General features: G+C 39.3%; 19 protein-coding genes, 1 pseudogene and 1 riboswitch. Of the genes and pseudogenes, 17 read left to right on the forward strand and 3 right to left on the reverse strand.

Annotation, left to right across the window (positions count from 1 at the left end; genetic code table 11):
• The first annotated feature begins 96 nt into the window (after positions 1-96).
• Entirely contained in the window at positions 97-567 is a 471-nt protein-coding gene (locus tag ACFRAK_RS17935) for an Lrp/AsnC family transcriptional regulator (protein ID WP_387599146.1), read from the forward strand.
• A gap of 630 nt (positions 568-1197) precedes the next feature.
• On the opposite strand, the gene dapA is transcribed toward ACFRAK_RS17935, so the two are convergent.
• Complete coding sequence (dapA, locus tag ACFRAK_RS17940) at positions 1198-2094, reverse strand: 4-hydroxy-tetrahydrodipicolinate synthase (protein WP_394572179.1); 897 nt, start codon at positions 2092-2094, stop codon at positions 1198-1200.
• 134 nt (positions 2095-2228) lie between these two features.
• A riboswitch (Lysine riboswitch) is annotated at positions 2229-2407 on the reverse strand.
• Positions 2408-2797: 390 nt separating this feature from the next.
• Positions 2798-3113: pseudogene (locus ACFRAK_RS17945) on the reverse strand (MFS transporter); the annotation flags it as partial.
• Between the two features lie 311 nt (positions 3114-3424).
• On the opposite strand from ACFRAK_RS17945, the gene ACFRAK_RS17950 reads away from it, so the two are divergent.
• From ACFRAK_RS17950 to ACFRAK_RS17970, 5 genes are all read left to right on the forward strand, one after another.
• The gene (locus tag ACFRAK_RS17950; RefSeq protein ID WP_394572203.1) at positions 3425-5680 is read left to right on the forward strand and encodes a metallophosphoesterase; all 2256 of its coding nucleotides are present in this window, start codon (positions 3425-3427) and stop codon (positions 5678-5680) included.
• 527 nt (positions 5681-6207) lie between these two features.
• Positions 6208-7656, forward strand: coding sequence for a sensor histidine kinase (locus ACFRAK_RS17955; protein ID WP_387599141.1), 1449 nt, complete (start codon positions 6208-6210; stop codon positions 7654-7656).
• On the forward strand, positions 7653-8339 hold the full coding sequence (locus tag ACFRAK_RS17960; protein WP_387599139.1) for a response regulator transcription factor: 687 nt from the start codon (positions 7653-7655) through the stop codon (positions 8337-8339). Before ACFRAK_RS17955 ends, ACFRAK_RS17960 begins: the two co-directional genes overlap by 4 nt.
• A 258-nt stretch (positions 8340-8597) precedes the next feature.
• Positions 8598-9299 (forward strand): ankyrin repeat domain-containing protein, encoded by a 702-nt coding sequence (locus ACFRAK_RS17965; RefSeq protein ID WP_394572180.1) that lies wholly within the window; start codon positions 8598-8600, stop codon positions 9297-9299.
• An 81-nt stretch (positions 9300-9380) separates the two neighbouring features.
• Positions 9381-10340 (forward strand): DUF4822 domain-containing protein, encoded by a 960-nt coding sequence (locus ACFRAK_RS17970; protein WP_387599133.1) that lies wholly within the window; start codon positions 9381-9383, stop codon positions 10338-10340.
• A 70-nt stretch (positions 10341-10410) separates the two neighbouring features.
• On the opposite strand, the gene ACFRAK_RS17975 is transcribed toward ACFRAK_RS17970, so the two are convergent.
• The gene (locus tag ACFRAK_RS17975; RefSeq protein WP_387599130.1) at positions 10411-12147 is read right to left on the reverse strand and encodes a methyl-accepting chemotaxis protein; all 1737 of its coding nucleotides are present in this window, start codon (positions 12145-12147) and stop codon (positions 10411-10413) included.
• A 744-nt stretch (positions 12148-12891) separates the two neighbouring features.
• Between ACFRAK_RS17975 and ACFRAK_RS17980 the strand changes: the two genes are divergently transcribed.
• The 11 genes from ACFRAK_RS17980 (at position 12892) to gucD (ending at position 25166) form a co-directional block, all read left to right on the forward strand.
• Positions 12892-13920, forward strand: coding sequence for a TRAP transporter substrate-binding protein (locus ACFRAK_RS17980; RefSeq protein ID WP_387599127.1), 1029 nt, complete (start codon positions 12892-12894; stop codon positions 13918-13920).
• Positions 13921-13956: 36 nt separating this feature from the next.
• The gene (locus tag ACFRAK_RS17985) at positions 13957-14529 is read left to right on the forward strand and encodes a TRAP transporter small permease (RefSeq protein WP_387599124.1); all 573 of its coding nucleotides are present in this window, start codon (positions 13957-13959) and stop codon (positions 14527-14529) included.
• The gene (locus ACFRAK_RS17990; RefSeq protein WP_387599121.1) at positions 14526-15803 is read left to right on the forward strand and encodes a TRAP transporter large permease; all 1278 of its coding nucleotides are present in this window, start codon (positions 14526-14528) and stop codon (positions 15801-15803) included. Before ACFRAK_RS17985 ends, ACFRAK_RS17990 begins: the two co-directional genes overlap by 4 nt.
• Before the next feature lie 59 nt (positions 15804-15862).
• Positions 15863-16909 carry a TRAP transporter substrate-binding protein gene (locus ACFRAK_RS17995; protein ID WP_394572181.1) on the forward strand — a complete coding sequence of 349 codons (1047 nt, stop codon included), beginning with the start codon at positions 15863-15865 and terminating at the stop codon, positions 16907-16909.
• A gap of 23 nt (positions 16910-16932) precedes the next feature.
• Positions 16933-18183, forward strand: coding sequence for a nickel pincer cofactor-dependent isomerase, group 22 (locus tag ACFRAK_RS18000; protein WP_394572182.1), 1251 nt, complete (start codon positions 16933-16935; stop codon positions 18181-18183).
• A gap of 64 nt (positions 18184-18247) precedes the next feature.
• Positions 18248-20452, forward strand: coding sequence for a dihydroxy-acid dehydratase domain-containing protein (locus tag ACFRAK_RS18005; RefSeq protein WP_387599112.1), 2205 nt, complete (start codon positions 18248-18250; stop codon positions 20450-20452).
• Positions 20453-20514: 62 nt separating this feature from the next.
• On the forward strand, positions 20515-21282 hold the full coding sequence (locus ACFRAK_RS18010) for an IclR family transcriptional regulator (RefSeq protein ID WP_394572183.1): 768 nt from the start codon (positions 20515-20517) through the stop codon (positions 21280-21282).
• Between the two features lie 31 nt (positions 21283-21313).
• Positions 21314-22201, forward strand: coding sequence for a fumarylacetoacetate hydrolase family protein (locus ACFRAK_RS18015; RefSeq protein WP_387599108.1), 888 nt, complete (start codon positions 21314-21316; stop codon positions 22199-22201).
• Between the two features lie 11 nt (positions 22202-22212).
• Complete coding sequence (locus tag ACFRAK_RS18020) at positions 22213-22512, forward strand: UxaA family hydrolase (RefSeq protein WP_342613960.1); 300 nt, start codon at positions 22213-22215, stop codon at positions 22510-22512.
• Positions 22513-22516: 4 nt separating this feature from the next.
• A complete protein-coding gene (locus ACFRAK_RS18025) occupies positions 22517-23674 on the forward strand; it encodes a UxaA family hydrolase (RefSeq protein WP_260287595.1) in 1158 nt (385 codons plus the stop codon).
• 22 nt (positions 23675-23696) lie between these two features.
• Entirely contained in the window at positions 23697-25166 is a 1470-nt protein-coding gene (gene gucD, locus ACFRAK_RS18030; protein WP_387599105.1) for an alpha-ketoglutaric semialdehyde dehydrogenase GucD, read from the forward strand.
• The last annotated feature ends 28 nt before the right edge of the window (positions 25167-25194 follow it).

Here is a 25194-nt window from a genome sequence, read left to right on the forward strand (position 1 = left end):
TATTATTTAAAATAATTACTGATATACAGAATTAAATTAAGTTTTGCTATTGGGTTGATACCGTTTTTCGAACAATTGTAAAAGGAGTGACTATAAGTGGAATCTATCGTAAGCAAGGTTCTTGATAATGTTGATATTCAAATTTTAGATTTACTGCAAAAGGATGCACAAATAAGCAATACTGAGCTTGCAAAGCGTGTCAAGTTATCTCCACCAGCTATACATTCTAGGATAAAACGTTTGGAAAATGAAGGATTTATTAATGGGCAAGTAGCAATTTTAAACCAGGAGAAGCTAGGTTTTGATTTATTATGTTTTATTTTTATGAGTACGAATATACATCAAGCTGAAAAACTGGAAGTTTTGGAGAAGGCATTAGCTTCTATGTCGGAAGTATTAGAGTGCCATTGTTTAACAGGTGAGTATGATTATCTTTTAAAAGTGGCTAACAAAGATCGGCAGGAATTAGAAATATTTATTAGAAAGTTAAATAAACTAGGCATAACAAGAATTCAAACTAGCCTAGCTCTCAGAGAAATAAAATATTCAACAGTTTTACCCATATAGAAAAAAAGTCCCGTTCGTAAAAGTCACTTTTACGAGCGGTTTTTGATAGAGCAAGAGAGAGAAAAGTAGTAGAAAGCGACTTCAGGCCATGAGGTAAAAGGGGTTGGATAAAAAAACTCGTTAAAAAAATAGCCTTTATAAAAGAGAAAATAGGCTATTATTCATAATCAAGTGATATAAGTTGATATAAATCCATTTCTAAGTTGAACTATAATAATGTTCGTTCAAAATTTTGAACGTCAAAGCTATAATTACTTTATTTCTTTTGAATGTGTTAAGGAGCCATTATAGATTGAATACTATGGAACGACTCTGTCTTAATAATTACATATCAACATCACTAGAAATAATAAGCTTATGATCAATCCCCGAAATCATTGCTATAGAAAATTCGACATTTACGATTCCTACTGGATACAAAATATATTTTTCTTGAAAATGTAAATCCTCCTTTTGCCCTTAATCATAAAATCATTATATTGCTCAACTAGTTTTAGCACTGAGCCATGCAGTGATAAAAAAGCAGTACACTTCATTCGAAGTTTGCACTGCTTTTTTAAATTTCGCCCGGTTATTATGGTTTTTAATCAGAAAATCGGTATTGAAGACTCGATTAATGAATCATTAAGTTTATTTACTTAACAAAATTGCTTCTGCGTTACTCGGTTGTAGAGCTATTTGTAGTGCTCTTTTTTCTTCATCGTTTAAAGGGACCAATGGTAAGCGGACACCTCCAACATTTAACCCCCGCATATTTAATGCTGATTTTACCGGTGCTGGGCTTGGTGCAGCAAATAATGCTTTCATAATTGGAAGAAGGTCGCGATGTGCAGTGGCAGCAACTTGGACATCCCCATTTTTAAAGCTATTGATCATTTCTTGCATTTCATTGCCAATTATGTGTGAAGCAACCGAAACAATGCCTGTTCCTCCGATGGCTAAAACCGGTAATGTCAATCCATCATCGCCGCTGTACAATGTAAAATCTCTAGTTGTTTTGCTGATGATTTGTGCCATGGCATCTAGGTCACCACTTGCTTCTTTTACTGCCACAATATTGTTGATTTTTGAGAGGCTAACAATCGTCTCAACGGACATGTTCACGACACTTCGTCCTGGGATATTATAAAGCATTACCGGTAATGATGTTGAATGGGCAATAGCACTAAAGTGCTGGAATAATCCTTCTTGAGACGGCTTGTTATAGTATGGGGTAACGAGCATGATTCCGTCGACTCCTGCTGCCTCTGCTTGTTTTGTTAAGCTGATGGAAGCCCTCGTGTTATTTGAGCCAGTTCCAGCTATGACTGGAACTCTTCCATCAACAACTTCTACAACCATTTTGAACAATTCCACTTTCTCTTCTGCAGTTAATGTAGGAGACTCTCCAGTTGTACCAGCTATTACTAATCCATCAGAACCATTAGTAATTAAATAATTTACTAAAGTTCTCGTAGCATTAAAATCAACCTCATCATTATGATTAAACGGGGTAACCATTGCGGTTAAAACTTGGCCAAAATTCATAACTTCACGCCCTTTTGTATAATTTTTATAAAAATTCAGAGGTGGTTAGGGCCATTCAGGAGTAAACGCAAAATAGCAACAACGAGGATTCGCTGCTGCAGTAGAAACAATATTTATCAAAAAAATGTTTCCGCGCATAAGATAGCCCTCCATATAGTTTCCTATATGACAGTCCTGCATTTATTCAATAGCAGAACCAGCTTCAAGAACATGAGATTCTTTCCGCTTCGGCAAATTCCCCTTTCCACAATAGTCATGGGATCTCATTCTCCTCAAAATGTGTACTAATGGTCTTTGCTCCTCTATCCTCACTTCAAAAAGTATGAAGTAAGAAAATATTTAATTGACTGTAATATAACAAGGAATCCTCTTTATTGCAAGGACAATTTAGAAATGTTTTTTTAGAATACATGGATTCACCTTTTTTAGTATTATGTAATCTCAACATTGATAGTTTTATAAAACAAACTGTATGGAAAGTTTCACTCTTTTATAGTCAGTTTTACAAGTGATAGAGCTTATGAAAGTTGGTATGTATCTTATGAATACTTAGAACGATGATCAAGGTGGGGAGGACGGCATGATACAAATTTAACAAAGGGCAGCAAAGATATGAAAATCAGTGTCGTTTAGGAAGCAGAAAACGGATTGCTTCAATGTAAGTAGGATTCCATTGATTCAATTACACTATCAAAAAATTGAAAAGGATGGCCATGAATAACATCAAGCAAATGTTAACCAAACCAAAGACAAAATGATCTGTGGTCCGATAAAAACTGGTCAGAACAATTGCATGAAAGAGGAAGACAAACCGAAGATGTTCGATAGCATTATAGAAGGCAATTTTACTAGCGATTATGTTGCTGAAAATGGATATAAATCCACAGCCAAACAAGATCAAACGGATTGAACTCTTGGTGCTTTCATTCCTTTCAGGATTGGAACGGGATACGTATAACAGCATACGTATCTCCAAATCCATGAGATGGAATGATAAAAGCCATTAAGATTCGTGGGGATAACTACGTAGTTAAGGGGTAGTTCCCCTTTTACATCAAGCAAAGGCAAATCATTACTACAAGCGAAAAATTATCTTAAGTTTTCCTCCAGAAACAATTTAAGTGAACGGAATGTCTATTGGCCATAGGTATTATTTGATTTATTAATATTTAAATTACACTGAACCTATATTTTATTAATAATGCAAAGTTACTATTTTAATTGGAAAACCACATAAAAATTGAAAAATGAGGAGGATATTTTACTTCTTGGGAAATACTTACATAATTATAGCGGCTAAATGATATATAGGAGGAAAAAGATTTTGAAAGTGAAAAGTAAATTTGCTGCAATGTTGACAGTTGTAACGGTGGGATTAACAACTTCTTTATCAAATGTACAAGCATTCTCGGAATCTTCAAATTCAGATAATAAACGTAAACCCGAGCTCGTTTTTCCTGTAATCAGTGATGTACATATAGATGATGGATCAGCTGCTGATATGAACAAGTTTAGAACAGCAATGGATCAATTAAACAAAGCTGCGCCTGAACAGGATGCTTTTGTTGTCGTTGGGGATTTAACGGACTATGGCTACGCTACTGAATATGATAAGTTCTTCTCCATTTATAATGAGAAGAAACAAGGCGATGTTCAATCCATGTTCACTATGGGAAACCATGACTATTGGAATGGACTTTCAGTAGAAAAAGCACAAGATCGCTTTCTCGAGAAAACAGGAATGGATTCCCTTTACTATCATAAAAAAGTAAATGGATATGATTTTATTACGTTAAGTCCGGAAAATGGTAATACGCATGGTTTATATTCTGTTCCTCAAATTAACTGGCTAGGCGAAAAGTTAGCTGCAGCAGAAAAAGAGAATCCGGGCCAACCAATCTTTGTTTTTCTTCATCAACACATTAAAGACACTGTGTATGGAAGTGACTTATGGGGAACTCAGGAAAATAAAGAACTTTTATATGATACATTAAAGAAACATCCACAGGTTATTACATTTTCAGGCCATTCTCATTATCCACTTGAAGACCCTAGAACGATTCATCAAAAAGACTTTACGTCTGTTGGCACGTCTTCTGTAAGTTATTTGGAATTAGAGCCGGGCAAACTTCAAGGGTTTCATCCTGAAGGATATCGGGATATTAGTCAAGGTATGATTGTAGAAGTTTATAATAATGAAGTTGTCCTTAAAAAACGTGATTTTCATAAAGACGATTGGGCAGGAAAACCATGGGTAATCAAACACCCTTCTAAAAAAAATAACTTTACATATACAGACGATCGAGATCAGTTACCACCAGTTTTTGCAGTTAAAGACAAGGCTTCGATTGTAAAAGAAAAATCGGCACTGAAAAGTTTGAATATTACATTTCCACAGGCAAAAGATAACATGCTCGTACATTCTTATCACATTACAGCCAAAAATAAGGAAACAGGGGAGTTAGACGCAGACTTCATCGCATTTTCTGAATTCTATATTGATCCTGTTCCAAAGAATTTAGAATTCCCTGTAGCTGGTCTTAAGCCAGGTACGGATTATAAAATTAAGGTACAAGCACTAGATTCATTTAACAATAGCAGTAAAAAGGTGTTACTGGCTGAAGGTCAGACAAAAGCCCTGGAAATGGTCTCAGCACAAGCTTCCCCTTCTTTAGTAACGGTAGGTCAATCGACTACACTGCAAGTAAAGGTGAAAAATTATGGAAATGGTAATGTGAAAGGGAAAATTAAAGTTGATGCACCTGAAGGTTGGAGTGTGGAGCACAATGAACTTGAGTATGAGCTTTCAGGAACTGAAGAAAAAACGTTGCCAATAAAAGCTACACCTAGTAAGGAAAGTTCCGGTTCATCACAATTCACGATTACTGCTTACGAGGGCGGCCAAAAAATTGGCTCCAAGAATATAAATGTATTCGTAAACATGTTGCTTGGAGAAAGTTTTGACCAATTAGAGTCTGCATTAAAGCCGGCGGTGAATGAAAACATTCCAAGTTCTATTCTCGGTTGGAGCCATGCAACTCCTAACGGCTGGTCGGTTACTAATAGCTCAAATATGCCTGCCGGTACATTGGAGTGGCAAGGTTGGAGTTTCACAACAAAGGACTTTTGGACAAAAGCGGAAGACCAAGATCGTAGCAAATTTGAGCTGGGTCAAGGTGTAATAGCTGTAGCTGATCCTGATGAATGGGATGATAACGGTTCACCATCATCAATAGGCTTTTTTGATAGTACATTAACTTCACCTTCTGTAAAAGTTGATGGTGCAAAAGATCTATACTTGGGATTTGCATCCCATTATAAACAAGAAGGAACGCAAACAGCAGAAGTAACTGCTGTCTTTGATAATGGGGAAAAACAACAAGTTCTCGTTTATGACAATAAAGCTGCTTCCGATAATAAAAATGGACATGTTTTGAATAAGTATGAGGTTAAACCGATTAAGGTTCCTGAAGATGCTTCTTCGATGAAAGTGCAATGGAGGATGCATAATGCGAAAAATAATTGGTTTTGGTCGATTGACGATATTAGATTGGATGACCAAATGATCGTTTCACCAAATGAATGAGAAGAATAGATGAACTTTTCTTGAAACCCGTATTATTAAAAAGCGGACTTCCCTTAAGGGGTAAGTTCGCTTTTTTAATGGTTTATCACTCATTTATTTCGTATACAGCAAAATGAAGGTATAGTTATTAATTTAATAACATTGAAGTGCAGCTTTATTTAACTCTTGGATAATTTATAAACTATTCCATTATTATAAAAGGCAGGATGAAAAACCAATATTTTAACAAAAACTAGCTAGCCGAGACCTCAGAGAAGCTTGCGTCGAGGAGGCTTGGCAGATAGGCCGCGGAAAGGGAGCGGATTTCTGAAAACAACAGGAACGTTTTTTTAATAAAAAAACGGTTGACCGACAATTGAATAGGATTTTTTTCTATGCATTTTAGAAAATTTTAAGATTTGTGTGATATGTTTTTTAAAGTTCTAAGAAAGATTACCGTGGGAAACTTTTTTCATGCAAGAACAGCAGATAAACGGTGAACTTTTCTATAAAAGAGTAAACGAGAGATCGGTATGGGGTGAAAATATTTGTCAATTAAAATGAGATTTCTGTTGTCCTACGTTGGTGTAATTCTTATTTCCATCACCTTATTTTTAGCAGCTGGATTTTTACTTATTTTTGCAATAACAGGTGATATAAAATCGATAGAGCATTTATACAAAAAATCTTATCTCCAAAAACCTTTGACTGCATTAGAAGAAAGTGTGTTTCTCGATTTAAAGCTTTTGGCAAAAAACAATCCAGAGCAGCTTCTGGACGAAGAACAGCTGGAGAAGATTGAACATAGAGATATTAAGATTGTCGTTAGAAAGGGAAATAACATTGAGTATTCGTCCCCCACACTTGATAAGCTAGGCTTGGTTCAATCACTTCCCGTGTTCGAGGAAACGAACATCAATACGCGAGACACAATCAGGATGAAAGACTCTTTTTTCACATATGTGAAGTTTGATTTTTATTTTTCGGATAAAAGTAAAGGAAGTATTTTTGTATTGAGAAAGGCAAGTTCCTATGCTGAGCTTACCCGCGAGTCATTTCCCATTTTATTCGCGCTATTGTTATTGCTGCTTGTAATGATTATTGGACTTTTAAATTATTTAGTTTCAAGAAGCATCATCAAACCTATCTCAATACTTAAAGAAGGTGCAGAGCGTATAAAATCAGGAGATTTAAACTTTGAAATCAAAGCGACTTCGAATGATGAAATCGGACAATTGAATAGGGAGTTTGAGGAAATGAGAAAAAAGTTAAAAGAGTCCGTAAACCTTCAGCTTCAGTATGAGGAAAATCGTAAAGAACTTCTTTCAAATATTTCTCATGATTTGAAGACACCGATTACTTCGATTATGGGATATGTTGAGGGGATAAAAGACGGAGTAGCAAACACCCCGCAGAAAATGGACAAGTATTTATCGACTGTATACCTAAAAGCAAGAGATATGGATTCATTGATAGATGAATTGTTTTTATTTTCCAAGCTGGATTTAAAAAAAGAACCATTCACATTTGAATCGGTCAGACTAGATAAATATTTAAAAGACTACGTAGATGAACTTCAGCTGGATTTAGTCCAGCAAGGAATCCAGATTGAACTTCAACAGCTACATAAACCGATATACGTGACAGCGGATAGAGAGAAACTAAAACGTGTATTGGCCAACCTAATCAGTAATTGTGTAAAGTATATGAATAAAGATGAAAAACACATTTCCATTTCTCTGCATGAAGGACTATGTGATGTAGTCGTACAAGTAACAGATAATGGCTATGGCATAGAAGCTTCTGCTTTGCCTTATATTTTTAACCGTTTTTATCGTGCTGAGCAATCTAGAAATTCTCTGACTGGTGGAAGTGGTTTAGGGCTTGCGATCGCAAAAAAAATTATCGGCGAGCATGGAGGACATATTTGGGCTACTAGCGAGATAGGAAAAGGTACAAGTGTCTTCTTTTCCATAAAGAAAGGTGAGGAAATGTGAAAAAGATATTACTTATTGAAGACGAAGTCAGTATTGCTGAATTACAAAGGGATTATTTGGAAATTAATGATTTTAGTGTCGATATTCAACATACTGGTGATGCAGGTCTCCGAAAGGCCCTTCAAGGAAATTATCAATTAATCATTTTGGACATCATGCTTCCAGGATTGAATGGATTTGAGATATGCAAACAAATACGTGCTGTCCTTAATATTCCGATATTGTTTGTATCCGCCAAAAAGGAAGATATCGACAAAATTCGCGGGCTTGGTTTAGGGGCAGATGATTATATTACAAAGCCCTTTAGTCCAAGTGAACTAGTTGCAAGAGTGAAAGCGCATTTAGCGCGTTATGAACGTTTATCAGGAAGTCACCTCAAATCCAATTCAATCTATGTTCATGGCATTTCAATAGATAAGTCTGCACGTCGAATTCACATAAACGGAGACATGGTCCCGTTTACAACAAAGGAATTCGATACTTTAGTGTTTTTAGTCATGCATCCGAATCAAGTATTAAGCAAGGAACAGCTTTATGAAAATATTTGGGGATTGGAATCGGCTGCAGATGTTTCGACTGTCACCGTCCATATCAGGAAACTACGTGAAAAAATTGAAAGGGATCCCGCACAACCTAAATTTCTGGAAACCGTTTGGGGAGCAGGGTATCGCTTTAATGTTTAAATAATATGGTTTATGACCCGTCACCAAGGTGGCGGGATTTTTTTATAAATATTAAGAAATTTTATGAATTAGTTAATCATTTTTTAAGAAATTGTTTAGAGGGAGTTTAAGATTAAGCACTAATATAATGAAGACGGAATAAGTAAGCAACTAAAATAAAGGGAGATATAATCCTCATGCAGCCTAAAAAAGCTTTTTAGAACCAGCCCTTTTGGTTCGTGCAGATGATGTTCAAACGGGGAAAGGATGGTGTGTTTCATGTTGGGACGGCTAACGATTGTCATCGGATGCCTTTTCATCCTTCAAGGCTGTGTCCTAGATAACGAAGTAGAGCTAAATAAACAAGAAAAGGAGAAAGGAAAGGGAATGAATGAACAACTGATTCAAGCTGTAGCACTAAATGAAACGGATAGAATAAGAAGTTTGATTGATCAAGGTGCTGATCTTAATACACAGGACTCGGAAGGGCGAACCGCAACTATGATTGCGACTTATAACAATGATGTAGAGACTGCAAAAATCCTTATTGAAGCGGGTGCAGACGTCAACATTCAGGATGACATGAAAAATAGTCCCTTCTTATATGCCGGTGCTGAAGGTTATATAGATATACTTAAACTCGCAATTGAAGCAGGTGCCGACCCGTCTATTACCAACCGTTATGGAGGAACGGCTTTAATTCCTGCTTCGGAACATGGACATGTCGAGGCTATTAAAGAACTCCTTACTAAAACCGATATTGATGTGAATCATGTAAATGATCTCGGCTGGACAGCTTTACTAGAAGCTAACATTTTGAATAATGGTGATGGAAAACAGCAGGAGACAGTGAAATTGCTAATAGATCATGGGGCAGATGTCAGCATCCCTGATAATGGTAGTATGACACCTTTACAACATGCCCGCGAGAAAGGGTTTAAAGAGATTGAACAAATTTTACTATCCGCAGAAGCAAAATAACCAGATCGCCGATACTTGCAATTAGAAATGTCATTGCACTACTAATTAATGACAACCATAATATTTTGAGGAGACGAAAAAATGAATAAAAAAGCAAAAATTTCATCATCTATACTACTTGGGTTAACATTGACCTTAACAGGATGCAACACAAACGCACAAGACAATCAAAGTGCTCAGAAGCATGAACAAACCGCTAAAGAAAGTAAACAAGAAAAGAAGTTAACCGCAGGACAGGAAATGACTAAGATTCTTAGTGGCACGAATTGGCAAGGAACAAAAGTTTATGATAAGCATAATAATGACTTAACTAAAGAGAATGCAAACTTTATTGGTCTAGCGAAATATGATGATGAATCATCAAGATATGAATTTTTTGATAAAAATACTAAAAAAAGTCGTGGTGATAAAGGAACTTTCTTTATCACAAATGAAAAGATGCGAGTGTTAATTTCAGAATCAATGGGTTACCAAGCCGCTGTTGAAATAACAGAACTGAATGAGGATATGTTTACCTATAAAAGAATGGGTAAAGATGCTAATGGTAATGATGTAGAAGTGTTTGTTGATCATATTCCTTATACTGAAACAGAACTTTCTTTTACTGATCCAGATAAAACTTTGGAAACTTACACTGGGGAAGTTGATACAGACGTTGATGGAGACAGAATTTTATCCAGCACCACATGGCAAGGAATAGCGGCGTTGGATGAAAAGGGAAATGATGTATCTAGCTATAACTCGAATTATTTAGGACTGGCAAAATATGATGATAAAACAAATAAGTATGAATTTTTTGATGCTAAAACCGGTGAAAGCCGTGAGGATTACGGCTATTACGATGTTGTTCATGGAAATAAGATAAGAGCCCTTGCTTCACAAGGGGAAAATAAGTATGGTGCAGTTCTTGAACTTACAGAGCTTAATGAAAATAAATTCACTTATAAACGAATTGGTAAAGATAAAGAAGGAAAAGATATAACGATAACGGTTGAACATATACCATATGAAGGTAATTTGAAACTAAAATCAACTAAATAAAAAGAAAGGGATTTTGCATGAATAGCAAAATCCCTTTCTTAATATAGTAATAGAATGTAGTTCAAGATGTTTACGCGTTAAACTGTTCAACAGATGTTTCCAGGTCATTAGCGAGCTTTACCATCGAGGAGGTCGAGAAGGAAATATCCTCCATGGATTTCGCTTGTTGATCTGTTGATTGTGCCACTTGTTTTGAAGCCACTGCAGTTTCCCTTGTTAACCCCGCAAAATCTTCTATCGAAGCATTGATTTCCTGGGAACTTGCTGCCATTTGCTCTGTAATGGCTGATATTTCTTGAATCTGATCACTAACATGCTCAAAAGATTTTATGGTCTGTTTAAAAGTTTCTCTTGTATTCAGGACAAATTTTGTCCCTTCCTCTACCTCTTTAGTTCCAGTTTCCATCATTTTCACGGATTCATTTATGATGGATTTAAAATGTAGGAGGGACTCTTGTATATTGATGGCAGATTCCTTCGTACCCACTGCCAATTTCCGTACCTCGTTCGATACCACCGCAAAACCTTTACCCTGTTCACCAGCCCTGGCAGCTTCAATTGCCGCGTTTAGTGATAGCAAGTTTGTTTGCTCGGCAATTCCTGTGATTAAATGTACAATATTCACAATCTCATTTGCTTGTTCATCCAATTTCTTTATTTTTGAACTTGTTTGCAGCATCACATCTTTTACTTGCAGAATTTGACTTGAGAGTTCATTTATATCTTTATTTCCAATGGACATTCTAGTTGAAACATGATTTGTCTGTTCGCTGACTTCTGAAGAAGCTTCTGCAATTCTTTGTATTCCTATGGTCATTTCCTCGATGACCCTCGATGATTCTTCACTTCTGTGCAATTGTACTTCAGCAGCTCCTGCGACTTGCTGAATGCCATTAACAATATATTGTGTGGAAGTATCCATTTCTTTGATTTTGTGTTCGATATCACTTGATGACTCCAAAAGCTGGAAAGATGAGCTTTTCATGGAGTTGACGATCATAATTGTATTGGTAATCATTTCTTCAAAGGATTTCACTAAAACCTTGATTTCATCGTTCCCGTTTACTTTTATGTTGCTTATCAGTTTATTGGCTGTTAATAAATCTCCATTTGAGATTTCCTTTGCAGCCAAGCTGACCTTGAGAAGGGGGCTTAACTTTCTAGTCAAGAACCATATTAAGGCACCGACTACGATCGCCATTAAGATTACATTGATTATTATGGTCAGGGGAAGGATGCCACCCAGAACCTTGCTGGCCGTAGTGTCGACTTTGCTGGCATCAATATCCACCCCTAGTATTCCTATGACCTCGTCCCCTTTCTTGATGGGAACAAAAACGGATAAATAGTCACCATATTCAGGATCATGAACGATGGAAGTGGTAGAAACCTTTCCCTTCATGACGTTTTCTACATCCTGATATGAAGTTGCGGTTGTGGGTGTTGAAATGGGAGCTCCTTTTTTATCTCCCTTACCCACTCCATCTATAAGAATATGGACTTTTTCGCTACTTTCGTTAATCCCCAATGTATATACATACAATGCTCCAGTTTTTTGTCTGTAATCGTCTAACTGTTCGCGTATCTCCCAATATGTAGAGGTTTCGGATTGATTACTTAAAAAATCAGCATAAGATGTTGAATTAATTCCTTGAGAGATGTTGCTAGCTATGTCTAAGCTGCTCATAGCGATTGTTTTCTCAACCGTATCATTTGTACTTTTATACATCAATAGTAAACTTCCAATTAATGTGATGATCATGCCTGTTAAAAGAACAAAACCTATTTTCGTACTGAGTTTATTCATCTTTGTTTATTCCTTCCCCGTGTTATATATGAACCTTGTTTAATATATCGGTAATAATTAAATATATTTAATGAGACCTTTTTAAAACCATTGGGTGGAGTTTCTATACCTTTCATCTTTAACCTGTTGTATGAGAGGTTCATAATGACATGATCTCAATATTAAATATGGATTGTAATTTTTCAAAAGAAAATATAAACCTTTAAAAATGGAAAATATCTTTTGTAGGAATGGAAGGGGTAATAAACGTAATAAGAAGGAAAAAAATTAAACTCTTAAAGACTGCCTTTTCAGCAGGAAATACAATTAAAAGAGTAAGAGAACCTGGTTTTGTATGATTTTCTATCCTAGTATAGAAAAAATACATTTCATCTTTTACGTTCTGAATCTATAAATATTAATTAGTGAAATAGAGATTTGTTAAGTTGTTATAAAATTCAAAAAATGGTTTGACATTAGTAAAAATGGAAGCTTATAATCAACGTAAGATTTCAAATTCAAAAACAGAGTTTTATATTATAGAACAAATTAACCCTTCATTTTATTAAAAGTAATCGTTTAAAAGTCATGAATCCGCTTGAAAAACGTAATAAGAGGTGAAGTGTTTTCCTTACTCCGAATAAAACAAAAACGGAGTTTTATATTATAAAACAATTTAAATTTGGCTTATATAAGGGTGAGGAGAAGTAATAAGATCAGTGACAAATGATAACGCTTACAAAAAAACTTTGGGGAGGGTTTTTATTGAAAAAAAGAAAGCTTTTTGTGTTCTCCACAAGCTTAACTCTAGCCATGGCATTCCTTTTATCAGGATGTGGCGGAGGAGAGGGAGAAAAAACCAGTGGATCTGGAGTTGAAAAGAAAACGATTAAAGTGGCGCATTATTTTGCTGAAAATCATCCTCAAAACATTGCCTTGAAAGAAAAATTCAAAAAAATCGTTGAAAAGGAGAGTAATGGTGAACTGGAGGTGCGGATTTATGCGAACAGTACATTAGGTGCAGAAAAAGAATTTTACGACGGAGTCAGAAATGGGACGATCGAAATGGGTGTTCCAGGACTAATTATGCAGTCGGACATTCCTAAAATGGGTGTTCCTGAATGGCCCTTCCTATTTAGGGATTACGGTCATGTAAAGAAGGTATTGAATGGACCTATAGGAGAGGAATTGACAAAAGAGCTTGATCCAAAACATGGAGTGACACCACTTGCATGGAGTGCAAACGGATTTAGGATGTTTTCGAGTAATCGTACTATTAAGAGTATGAAAGATTTTGATGGACTTCGACTCAGAATGCCGAACATCCCGAATTACATAAAACTAGGTGAATCATTGGGGGCGAACGTTAGCCCATTACCAATTTCAGAAGTTTTTACCGCACTTGAACAAAAGGTAGTTGATGCTCAAGATAATCCCATTGCCACGCTGAGATCCTCGGGGTGGAATGAAGTTCAAAGTGATGTACTGGAATCCAAGCATATGTTCAGCCCCAATATTTACATTATCAATAGCAAATTCTATAAAGGGCTTACAAAGGAACAACAAAAAATCATTCAAAAAGCCGCAAAAGAGTCGGCAGCATATGAGTTTGAATTGATGGAAAAAAGTTATGAAGATGACAAAGCATACCTTAAGGATAATGGAATCAAATTCACTACGCCTGACGAAGACTTTTCTGAAAAAATGATAAAAGCATCTCAACCTGTTTATGATGAAGTCTTTGAGGAAAATGACTGGGCGGAGGAGCTCGTCGGAAAAATAAAAGCAGAATGAAGCAGGCGCTCCAGATAGGAAGGGGGAGATGTATAGGTGAATAAAATATCCAGAATCTTGGAAAATTCGTTAAACATTATTATGGCAGCTGCTTTAGCGATAATGGTCGTACTCGTATTTGGTAATGTAGTTCTTCGTTATTTCTTTAATTCAGGGATTACTTGGTCAGAAGAAATGTCAAGGTATCTTTTCATTTGGTTGACGTTCCTCGGCGCCATCGGTGCTTTCAAAAACAAAGAACACTTAGGTGTCGACATGGTCATTAAACGGCTCCCGAATAAGATGAAAAAAGTGGTGTTAGTTATTAGTGATTTGATGATGTTATTCGTTCTTATCTTAATCCTGGATGGCAGCTGGAAAATGACCATGATAAACATTGATAGTGCTGCACCGGCCACTGGAATGCCACTGGCATTTGTATATGGGACAGGTATTCTTGTAAGTGTTTCAATGGGCAGCATGATCATATTCAATTTGTATCGGATTTTCTTCAATAAAATTAAAGACGAAGAATTAGTGATGATAAGTGAGTCAGAAGAACTAATTTCCCTCCATGCTGATGAATTTGAATCAGATATTAGGATAATTAAGGAGGAGAAGCAGGGATGATCGGTGTATTTGTCGGATCTTTACTGGGAGCCATGGGACTTGGAATTCCTATTGCATTTGCCTTACTTGTTAGTAGCGTAGTGCTTATGTACTTTCTTGGTATTTTTGATAGTCAAATTATCGCACAAAACCTAATCAGTGGCGCGGATAACTTTCCTTTAATGGCCATACCGTTCTTTATGCTGGCAGGAGAGGCGATGAATCGGGGCGGTTTATCACGGCGTATCGTTGAGATGGCAATGAAATTGGTTGGCCATATCAAGGGAGGCCTTGGCTATGTTGCGATCATTGCGAGTGTATTGTTTGCGAGTTTATCGGGATCTGCGGTTGCCGATACGGCAGCGCTTGGGGCTATATTAATTCCAATGATGGTGAAGTCCGGTTATGATGTGAACCGATCAAGTGGGTTGATTGCATCAGGTGGCATCATTGCCCCAATCATTCCGCCAAGTATTGGTTTTATCATTTTTGGTGTCGCGAGCGGTGTGTCCATTACAAAGTTGTTCATGGCAGGAATCGTTCCAGGTATTTTACTAGCGGTTGGACTTACGGTTACCTGGGCCATTGTTGCACGAAAAGATAAAGTCGCCGTTAACCCCCGAGCTTCAGCAAAAGAAGTACTTATATCTATTCGTCAAGGCATTTGGGCTCTATTCCTGCCCGTCATAATCATTGGTGGATTGAAATTCGGTTTATTTACACCGACTGAAGCGGCAGTGGTGGCTGCAGTCTATGCCATATTTGTCGGTCTTGTAATCTATCGCGAAATGAAAGTGAAAGATTTGTATGATGTCTTTGTCCATGCAGGAAAAATGACGAGTGTTGTCATGTTTCTGGTCGCTGCTGCACTCGTGTCATCCTGGCTGATAACTGTAGCCGATTTACCTGGTCAGGTAATTGGATTGCTGGAGCCATTTATGGATCATCCATTCCTTCTATTAATCATGATAAACCTACTGGTTATCGTAGTTGGAACTGCTATGGATATGACTCCGACAATCCTGATTCTAACACCTGTCTTGATGCCATTGGTGGTCGCTGCAGGTATTGATCCAGTTTACTTTGGGGTCCTGTTTATCCTGAATAACGCCATCGGTTTACTTACGCCACCTGTCGGAACCGTTTTAAATGTCATGTGCGGCATAAGTAAGATCAGTATGGAAGATATCATGAAGGGGATTTGGCCTTTCTTGCTCGTTGAAGTGATTGTATTGATCTTGTTGATTTTGTTTCCTTCCTTAGTGCTGGTTCCTCTAGAATGGTTTACCTCCTAAAGGAATTTATCAAGTAATCGGTCTGTATGCAGATAATCAACTTATTTAATAGGAGGAAAATGAAAATGAATAATATGTTCAAACGTTTAGCGGTTGGAGTTTTACTGCCCGCAGTACTGCTATTAAGTGCTTGCGGAAGCGGACAAAATGAAAGCGCTTCAGCTGACGGTATTCAGAAAAGAACAATCAAAGCAGGGATCGGAAATAGTAAAATGCATCCACAAGGAATAGGAATGGAGAAATTTAAAGAGCTGGTTGAAGAAAAAAGCGGGGGGAAAATGAAAGTCCAAAACTTTTTTGATGCCACCCTCGGAGATGATCAGAAAATGACAGAAGCTCTTCAAGGCGGTTTACAGGAAGTTACTGTTCCTTCAACCTCACCACTTGTTGGTATGATTAAGGAATTTGGAATTTATGACTTCCCATTTGTCTTTAATACTGAAGAAGAAGCTTATAAGGTACTTGATGGTGCAGTTGGCAAAAAACTTTTGGATAAATTACCGGAACATAATTTAGTTGGTTTGGGATACTGGGAAAATGGTTTCCGAAACTTAACCAACAGCAAGCACCCAGTTAAAACGGCTGCCGATTTCAAAGGGCTTAAACTTCGTACCATGCAAAATGAAGTGCATTTAGATGCATTTTCAAAGTTAGGGGCGAATCCATCGCCGATGGCTTTCTCAGAAGTATTTACTGCACTGGAAACAGGCACTGTTGATGGTCAGGAGAATCCACTCGCAACAATTCAAACGCAAAAATATAATGAAGTGCAAGAATACTTAAGTCTTACAAAACATGTTTATACACCATTTGTATTCCTTGTAAGTAAAAAGTTCTGGGATGACCTATCAGAACAAGAGCAAGAAATCATGAGTGAGGCCGCACAGGAGGCTGGAAAGTATCAACGGGAAGTTAACCAAAAGGAAAATGAAAAAGCACTTAAGTTTCTAAAAGAAGAAGGAATGAAAATCAATGAAGTAGAGCCGGAAGAAATGGAAAAAATGAAGAAAGTCATCCAACCAGTGACGGACGAATATGCTCAAAAATTCGGGCCGGATCTTGTAGAGGAAATGATGAGCGAAGTTGAAAATGTACGTGGTAAATAATCCAGTCTGTTTGGAGGATTGAAATGGATATTATCTCTGAACTTTTACGTGAAATCCAATTACCGAAAATGGTCAAAGTGAGGCAGAAATTTCGTACACCTCAAATAGCTGATGTAGCTGGTGAGGTGAAGAAGGCGATAAAAGGAGCAGGTCTCTTATCAAGAATAAATGAAGATGACAGGGTGGCAATTGCAGTAGGAAGCAGAGGGGTAGCGGAGCTTCCTACTCTAGTAAGGGAAACTGTGGCTGCCGTCAAAGAGGCTGGCGGCAATCCTTTTATCGTCCCTGCAATGGGAAGCCATGGGGGTGCTACAGCTGAAGGACAAATCGATGTGTTGCTTCAGCTGGGTATCTCAGAAGAATCGGTTGGAGCGCCAATATTGTCATCGATGGAAGTTATTAAACTGGATGAATTGCCAAACGGGCTCCCTGTCTATATTGATAAGCTTGCATATGAATCGGATAAAATCATAGTCATTAATCGGATAAAACCACATACAGCATTTCGCGGACCGGTTGAAAGCGGACTAATGAAAATGATAACAATCGGTTTAGGCAAGCAAAAGGGAGCCGAAGCTGCACATGCATACAGCTTTAAGTATATGGCGGAACATGTCACTGAAATGGCGAAGATTTCCTTAACAAAAGCTCCTATCATATTTGGTCTTGCGACAATTGAAAATGCCTATGATAAACCAGCGAAAATCGTCGCAGTCCCAGCAGAGGAACTGGAGGAAGTGGAACCCGGACTATTGCTTGAAGCAAAATCATTGATGCCAAAATTACATTTCGATTCGATCGACGTACTTATTGTAAATGAACTCGGAAAGGATATTTCAGGGGATGGAATGGATCCGAATATTACGGGTAACTTCGCCACTCCATATGCTACCGGGGGGCCAGAGGTCAAACGGACCGTTGTACTTGGACTTACTGAAAAAACTCACGGTAATGCAAACGGCATTGGCATGGCTGATATGACGACGAAGGCCGTCATGAATGAAATTGAATGGGAAAAAGGCTATGCCAATGCACTCACTAGCACAGTTACAGATGTAGTAAAGCTCCCGATGTTTTTAGATACGCAGGAATTAGCTGTTAAAGCTGCTATCAAAACGTGCAATGCCTTCAATTTGAATAAAGTCAGAGTGGTAAGAATAAAAAACACGCTTGAAATCGGTGAAATTTGGATTTCTGAAAGCATGATGGAGGAAGCTTTAAAAAACAAAAATATAGAGCTCCTTTCAGAACCAGAGGAATTGGCACTAGACTAAAAACCTTCGTTAATATTTTTAGAGAATGGAAGAATCCATTTGAAATCAGAAAAGGAGTGCTGAAATGACACACCTATATCCACTAATTGATAACGAAATAAACCCTTACCGCGATAATGTGCAGGGAAAAGCAAATGAACCCATTACGGTTGCGGGTCTGTTGGACCGTTCGAAGCTGACGCTTGGCTCCACATATGAAGGGGGGAAGCCTGATTGGACGCTTGAAGAAATTTATATGCGGCTCGAGAGGAATGCCCCGCGTATCGCAATTATCGGTGGTTCGTCCGATCATCCGGCCCACATAATGGATTACCAAACGTCGGCACGGGCAGCAATCCGCATCTGGCAAAACGGCGGCGTGCCGTTTCATTTCTCGACACCGGTAATGTGTGATGGAACTGCGCAAAACAATCAAGGAATGAGTTACTCTCTCCAGAGCCGAAACGCGGTTGCACAAATGGTTGTAAACCAGCTAGAAGCTCACAGTTATCATGGTGCATTCGTCATTCAAGGGTGTGATAAGCAGCCTCTTGGTGTTGTAAGCGCACTCGCACATGTTGATCGTGTTCGCCGAAACCGTGGTGAAGCCCCCTTTTTCGCAACATTCGCACCTGCTCACGTATTAGAAGGCGGTTCGATTCCAGCTGACGTGATTGAGGAATTGGAAACTCTTGCGAAAAAAGCGGAAAGTAAAGGAGCTACTGATGTAGCGGTTGATTTACGAGATACGATGGCATATATATTGCAATGTTCATCGAATACTGCATTCCAGGGTGTGTTTGAACGGGCGTATGAACGAGGAATATTGACGAGGGAACAGCATAAATATTTTGAAATGAGACTTGCTGTCGCAACATGTGACGGGCAGGGAGGTGTATGTGCTTTCAATGGAACGGGGAATAGTTCACGTCATTTAGTTGCAGGCATGGGTCTTGTTCATCCAGCCGTGGAGCTGTTAACCGATCCACCAACACAACGCCAGATTAACTCGGTGCTTGATAGTTTTGCAGGCATGATAAACGAAGAGCGTTACGGCGTGGCCAACATTGTCGCTGCGAACATAAAAAATGCAATCCGTATTCACAGCGCTTCGGGTGGTTCTACTAACTTAATGATGCATATTGTCGCCGGCATGCTTTATGCAGGATTCAAATTCAGCTTATGGGACCTTGACCGCATTCATCATTCCCATCCAATTCCTGACTTATTTGATTACAGTTTGACAGAGGGAAGGGACATTTATTCACTTGCGATGCAATGTTGCAGTGGGACAAGCAGGGGAATGGAAACACTTTTTTATGAACTTATCGAGAATGGTGTACCAATGGATCAGGATGCGCCGACTGTCGCAGCAAAAACCTGGAAAGAACGTCTTGCGATTACAAGTAGCCTAAAAGCGGTTAATGTAAAGAAAAATCAGGTCATTTTATCCAATCCACGCCGTGGATTCAGCGGTGTTGATGTATTAAAAGGAAACTTCTTTGAAAGCGCGGTTGTAAAAATCAGCGGAATGCCGACACCACAGCTTGACCAATTCGATGATAAGCTGGCATTTGTCCTTTATTACGAAAATGAGGATGATGCAAATAAAAGCCTGCTCGATTCAAATCTGCTTTCAAAAATAAAAGAGCAAAAGCTTTTCGGACATAATTTATTGCTCGAGTCTCTTAAATACAACAATGAGCCGGAATGGTCTCTTCTAAAAAATGCTTCCTATGGGGAGTTATTTGACAGGATGGTTGAAGAAGGCACATTGAAAATTGCGGTCATTATCTCAGGGCAGGGGCCAGTAGCATTCGGAATGCCGGAAATGTTTACACCAATGCAACACATCAATGCAAATCGCGTTATGAAAAAAATCGCTACAATCATTAGCGACGGCCGCTATTCAGGAGTCACATATGGTGCTGCTATAGGACATATGACACCGGAATCATATGAAGGCGGCGGCATTGGTTTACTAAAATCAGGGGATGTAATTCACCTTCAGCTTCGTGATCGACGGATTGATTTTGTGGATGCTACTCAACTTCATTCAGGAAAGGTTGTTCATGATTTTGCGGATCATTTTATAGAAGAAAGACAATCATTGGCAACTGAACGCAAGCAGCGGATGAAAGTTAGACAAAAAATGGTTGCGGCCAGCAACAGGATGTTTGGACATACAGATGCTGCAAATGGTGTTGTTCCAATCGCTGTCATTGAGGATGCGGTCCTTGATTATGAACAGGATGTCTTACTCCAAGGAAAAAAAGTTGAAATAAAGTGAGGAATGCTCGTCATAAATCCGATAAGATAAAGGTAGACAGATTATAAAAGGAGTGAGGAACGATGCCTATCATCCAATCGGTGGAGCGTGCCTTGAAAATATTGGATTTATTTGATGAGCGTGAGCGCGAACTAACTATCACAGAGATAAGCAAGCGAATGAATTTACATAAAAGTACGGTTCATTCACTATTAAAAACCTTACAGGAGCATCACTATATTTCACAAGGCGAAGAAAATGGAAAATACTCGTTAGGATTAAAGCTATTGGAGAGGGGAAGCGTTGTTGTGACCCATCTCGATTTGCGCAACGTAGCAAGAAAACATCTTGAATGGCTTTCAGCAACAACGAATTTAACTCTGCACCTTGTCATATTAGACGGGCAGGAAGGTGTTTATGTCGATAAAGTGGAGGGCACTGGGGTAACGGTCCTCTATTCCCGTATTGGCCGACGTGTTCCGATTCATACGAGTGCAGTTGGCAAATCCCTTGTTGCGACGAAAACGAATAGTGAACTGGATTTGCTCTTGGATGGCTATGATTATACGGGACCGACCGAAAGATCGATTAGATCCAAGGAGCAGTTTTTAGCGGAAATCGAAAAAGCACGCATTAATGGCTATTCAATGGATAATGAAGAAAACGAACCGGGCATTTACTGTCTTGCCGTCCCGATAAAAGATTATTCAGGAAAGGTAATCGCTGCAATGAGTGTATCGATGCCTGCTTCGAAAGTAAATGAAGAAACACATGAGTATTATGTACGTCTCTTAAAGGAATGCAGCAATAAAATTTCGCAGGAGCTCGGTTATGAATATCAAAAAATATAAATGAGGCCTGCCATTTAGGAGGAACTAGAAAATGAGAATTATTCGCTATGTAAAAGACAATAAAAAACAACTTGCTGCCGTGACAAACGAAAACAATGTGGTGGACCTTCCATTTACGGATTTTATGTCGTTGATTACAGCGGCTCGTCATGATAACAGAACGCCGTTTGATATTGTAAAACAAATTATCGCCAAAGGGGAAAAGCGGCCATTGGAAGGTCTTGAATTAACCACGCCAATCGATGCGCCGGAAGTATGGGCATCTGGCGTTACATATAAGAAAAGCAAAGAAGCACGTAACTACGAAGCGACACAAGGAAAGCTGGACCGCCAAACTTTCTATGACAAAGTTTATGATGCAGTGCGTCCTGAGATTTTCTTTAAATCGACTGCAGCAAGAACCGTGGGCCCGAATGATCCGGTATACTTGCGTTCTGATTCAAAATGGCAAATTCCGGAGCCGGAGCTTGGTCTTGTCATCGATAAAGAGGGAACGGTACTTGGATATATCGCAGGTAATGACATGAGCTGCCGTGATATTGAAGGTGAAAATCCGCTTTATCTTCCACAGGCAAAAGTATGGAAAAACTCTTGCTCCATTGGACCGGCCATCTTGTTAAAAGAGGCTGTTCCGGATCCATATGAGCTTAAAATCATGTGCCGTATTTATCGAAATGAAGAAAAAGTATTTGAAGGTGAAGCGAAAGTAAACCAACTGAAACGAAAATTGGAAGAGCTTGTCGACTATTTAGTCTTGGATAACACTGTTTTTGACGGATCAGTGTTACTTACAGGTACATGCGTGGTTCCGCCAAATGAATTTACATTGAAAGGCGATGACCGAATCGAAATCGAAATACCTGGGATTGGAGTATTAAACAACCCGGTTATCCAAAGTAAAGCAGTTCAAACAATTTAAGGGGTGACAAAATGGGCGAGTATAAAACACTTTACTTGAGTACGAAAGATAGTGTAGCTGTCGCTTTATCCGAAATCCCTGCAAACACATCAGTGATTGTGAAGGCAGACCTTGAAGAACTTGTCGTACCCATTCTTGAACCGATTCGTTTTGGACATAAGTTCGCAGTCAAAGCCATCGAACAAGGAGCAGACATAATTAAATATGGGGAAGTCATAGGGGCAGCCTCAGCTTTTATTCCAGCTGGTGCACATGTTCATGTACACAATTTAGAAGGTAAAAGAGGAAGGGGTGACAAAATTGCTGAATGAAAAAATGCAGTTTTGGGGCTATCGCCGTCCGGATGGCCGCGTCGGAGTCCGGAATCATGTACTGATTTTGCCAACGATAACATGCGCAACCCAAACTGCACAGCGCGTCACAGAATTGGTGAGCGGAACCGTCACATTCATTCATCAGCATGGCTGTGCGCAAGTGGGCTCTGATTTTGATCAAACGGCCAGAACCTATGCGGGAATGGGGATGAATCCAAATGTATATGGTGTCATAGTACTCGGCCTTGGCTGTGAAACACATCAGGCGCACCGTATTGGAGATGAAATTGCTAAATGCGGTAAACCAGTGGAAACTGTATCGATTCAGGAACATGGAGGCACTCTTCAAACCATTGCCGAAGTAGCTAAAATTGCGGTTAAAATGGTCCAGGATGCCTCGATGGTGCAACGGGAATTATGTGATTTCAGCGAGCTGATTGTCGGCACGGAATGCGGTGGGTCTGATGCATGCTCCGGTTTATCGGCTAATCCGGCAGTCGGACGTACAAGCGATTTGGTTGTTCAGCAGGGGGGAACCGCAATATTAGCGGAAACGACTGAACTCATCGGTGCAGAGCATTTGATTGCTAACCGGGCGGCAAACGACCAGGTAGCCAAAAAAGCTTATGCGGTTATTAAAATGATGGAAGACCGCTCGATGCAAATGGGCGTAGATATCCGCACCGGAAATCCAAGTCCGGGAAACATTGAGGGAGGTCTCAGCTCACTCGAAGAAAAATCACTGGGGGCAGCGACAAAATCTGGCACAACCAGGCTGGAAGAAGTCATTGATTATGCCCAGGTGCCCACAAAAAAAGGGCTCGTCTGGATGGATACGCCTGGCCACGACATTGAGCAATTGACGGGAATGGTCGCAGGCGGTGCCCAAATCGTTCTCTTTACAAGTGGAAGAGGCACGCCAACGGGTTCTCCTATTTCACCCGTCATAAAAATCTCAACTAATACACCAATGTTTGACAGGATGAATGAAAATATGGATTTAAATGCAGGTACGATCGTTGATGGTTTAGAAACCGTCGATGAAGTGGGAAGGCGCATCATGGAAGAAATTCAACATGTTTCAAACGGAAAATTAACAAAAGCGGAGATCTTAAAGCAGCATGACTTTGGCATTTGGAGAATTGGACCGACATTTTAAAACGAAAAAGGAGCTGAAGATTATGTTATCAACTACATTTGCAACGAAAACATATAAGAATTTCATTAATAATGAGTGGGTGAATGCATCTTCTGGAAATACAATCGAAAGCATTAATCCCGCAGACAAAGAACCGGTTGGCTACGTACAAAGCTCAACAGAAGATGACTTGAACGAAGCGGTGACTTCTGCACATAAGGCAAAGGGGGATTGGCGCAGGCTCGGTCAGTCTGCACGTGGACAAATCCTTTTCAAAACGGCCAATATATTGGAAGAAAATCTAGATGAAATTGCCGAAACCATGACTCGCGAAATGGGTAAAACGTTACCTGAAGCAAAAGGCGAAACTGCACGAGGCGTTGCAATCCTGCGTTACTATGCTGGGGAAGGGATGCGGAAAGACGGCGATGTTATTCCGTCATCCGATAAAGATGCCCTAATGTTTACAAAACGCTCCCCTCTTGGTGTTGTGGGGATAATCACGCCATGGAACTTCCCGGTTGCCATTCCCATCTGGAAAATGGCTCCAGCACTTGTATATGGCAATACAATCGTATGGAAACCCGCTACGGAAGGAGCCGTTACAGCAGCGAAAGTCATGGAATGCTTCACCAAAGCAGGCTTCCCTGAGGGTGTTTTGAATTTTATTACCGGTAAAGGATCGATCATAGGCCAAGGGCTCATCGATCATCCGCTTTTAAATGCAATCACATTCACCGGTTCTGAAAGTGTCGGACAGAGCGTCGCGAAATCAGCTTCCGCCCGCGGGATAAAATATCAACTTGAAATGGGAGGCAAAAATCCAGTCATCGTGACGAAAGATGCAAACATCGACCAAGCAGTCGAGGCGGTCATCAACGGTGGTTTTCGTTCCTCCGGCCAAAAATGCACAGCTTCAAGCCGTGTTGTAGTTGAATCCTCGGTCTATGATGTATTTAAACAAAAACTGGTAGAAGCAGCTGCGAAAATAACGGTTGGCAACGGCCTTCAAGAGGGAATTTGGATGGGCCCATGTGCAAGCGAAAGCCAGTTCAATACGGTGAAAGAGTACATTGAAAAAGGGAAGCAGGAGGGAGCAAAACTCATTCATGGCGGGGAGATATTAACTGGCGGAGACTATGATGGGGGCTTTTTCATTACACCTGCGATTTTTGAAGGCGTGACGACGGATATGGTGATAGCACAGGCAGAGATTTTTGGACCGGTTATCGCGCTTATGAAAGCAACCGATCTTGCCGAGGCGATTGACATGGCAAATAATACGAAATACGGATTGAGTGCATCAATCTTCACATCAAATATTAGCTCGATTCTGGATTTCATCGATGAAATTGAGGCAGGGCTTGTCCGTATTAACGCAGAAAGCGCGGGCGTTGAGTTGCAAGCCCCATTCGGAGGCATGAAAGCATCGAGTACGGGTTCGCGAGAGCAAGGTGAGGCGGCGAAAGAATTTTATACAGCCATAAAAACGGTTTTCATTAAAGGTTCTTAATAAGAGAAAGAGAGGTTCCATGTTTGAA

Source organism: Peribacillus sp. NPDC056705 (assembly GCF_043656335.1).

What these genes read in the sequence shown, in the direction of transcription:
- dapA (WP_394572179.1), bottom strand. Translation starts at nt 2,094, where the DNA reads ATGAATTTTGGCCAAGTTTTAACCGCAATGGTTACCCCGTTTAATCAT.
- ACFRAK_RS17965 (WP_394572180.1), top strand. Translation starts at nt 8,598, where the DNA reads ATGTTGGGACGGCTAACGATTGTCATCGGATGCCTTTTCATCCTTCAA.
- ACFRAK_RS17970 (WP_387599133.1), top strand. Translation starts at nt 9,381, where the DNA reads ATGAATAAAAAAGCAAAAATTTCATCATCTATACTACTTGGGTTAACA.
- ACFRAK_RS17975 (WP_387599130.1), bottom strand. Translation starts at nt 12,147, where the DNA reads ATGAATAAACTCAGTACGAAAATAGGTTTTGTTCTTTTAACAGGCATG.
- ACFRAK_RS17990 (WP_387599121.1), top strand. Translation starts at nt 14,526, where the DNA reads ATGATCGGTGTATTTGTCGGATCTTTACTGGGAGCCATGGGACTTGGA.
- ACFRAK_RS17995 (WP_394572181.1), top strand. Translation starts at nt 15,863, where the DNA reads ATGAAAATGAATAATATGTTCAAACGTTTAGCGGTTGGAGTTTTACTG.
- ACFRAK_RS18000 (WP_394572182.1), top strand. Translation starts at nt 16,933, where the DNA reads ATGGATATTATCTCTGAACTTTTACGTGAAATCCAATTACCGAAAATG.
- ACFRAK_RS18005 (WP_387599112.1), top strand. Translation starts at nt 18,248, where the DNA reads ATGACACACCTATATCCACTAATTGATAACGAAATAAACCCTTACCGC.
- ACFRAK_RS18010 (WP_394572183.1), top strand. Translation starts at nt 20,515, where the DNA reads ATGCCTATCATCCAATCGGTGGAGCGTGCCTTGAAAATATTGGATTTA.
- ACFRAK_RS18015 (WP_387599108.1), top strand. Translation starts at nt 21,314, where the DNA reads ATGAGAATTATTCGCTATGTAAAAGACAATAAAAAACAACTTGCTGCC.
- ACFRAK_RS18020 (WP_342613960.1), top strand. Translation starts at nt 22,213, where the DNA reads ATGGGCGAGTATAAAACACTTTACTTGAGTACGAAAGATAGTGTAGCT.
- ACFRAK_RS18025 (WP_260287595.1), top strand. Translation starts at nt 22,517, where the DNA reads ATGCAGTTTTGGGGCTATCGCCGTCCGGATGGCCGCGTCGGAGTCCGG.
- gucD (WP_387599105.1), top strand. Translation starts at nt 23,697, where the DNA reads ATGTTATCAACTACATTTGCAACGAAAACATATAAGAATTTCATTAAT.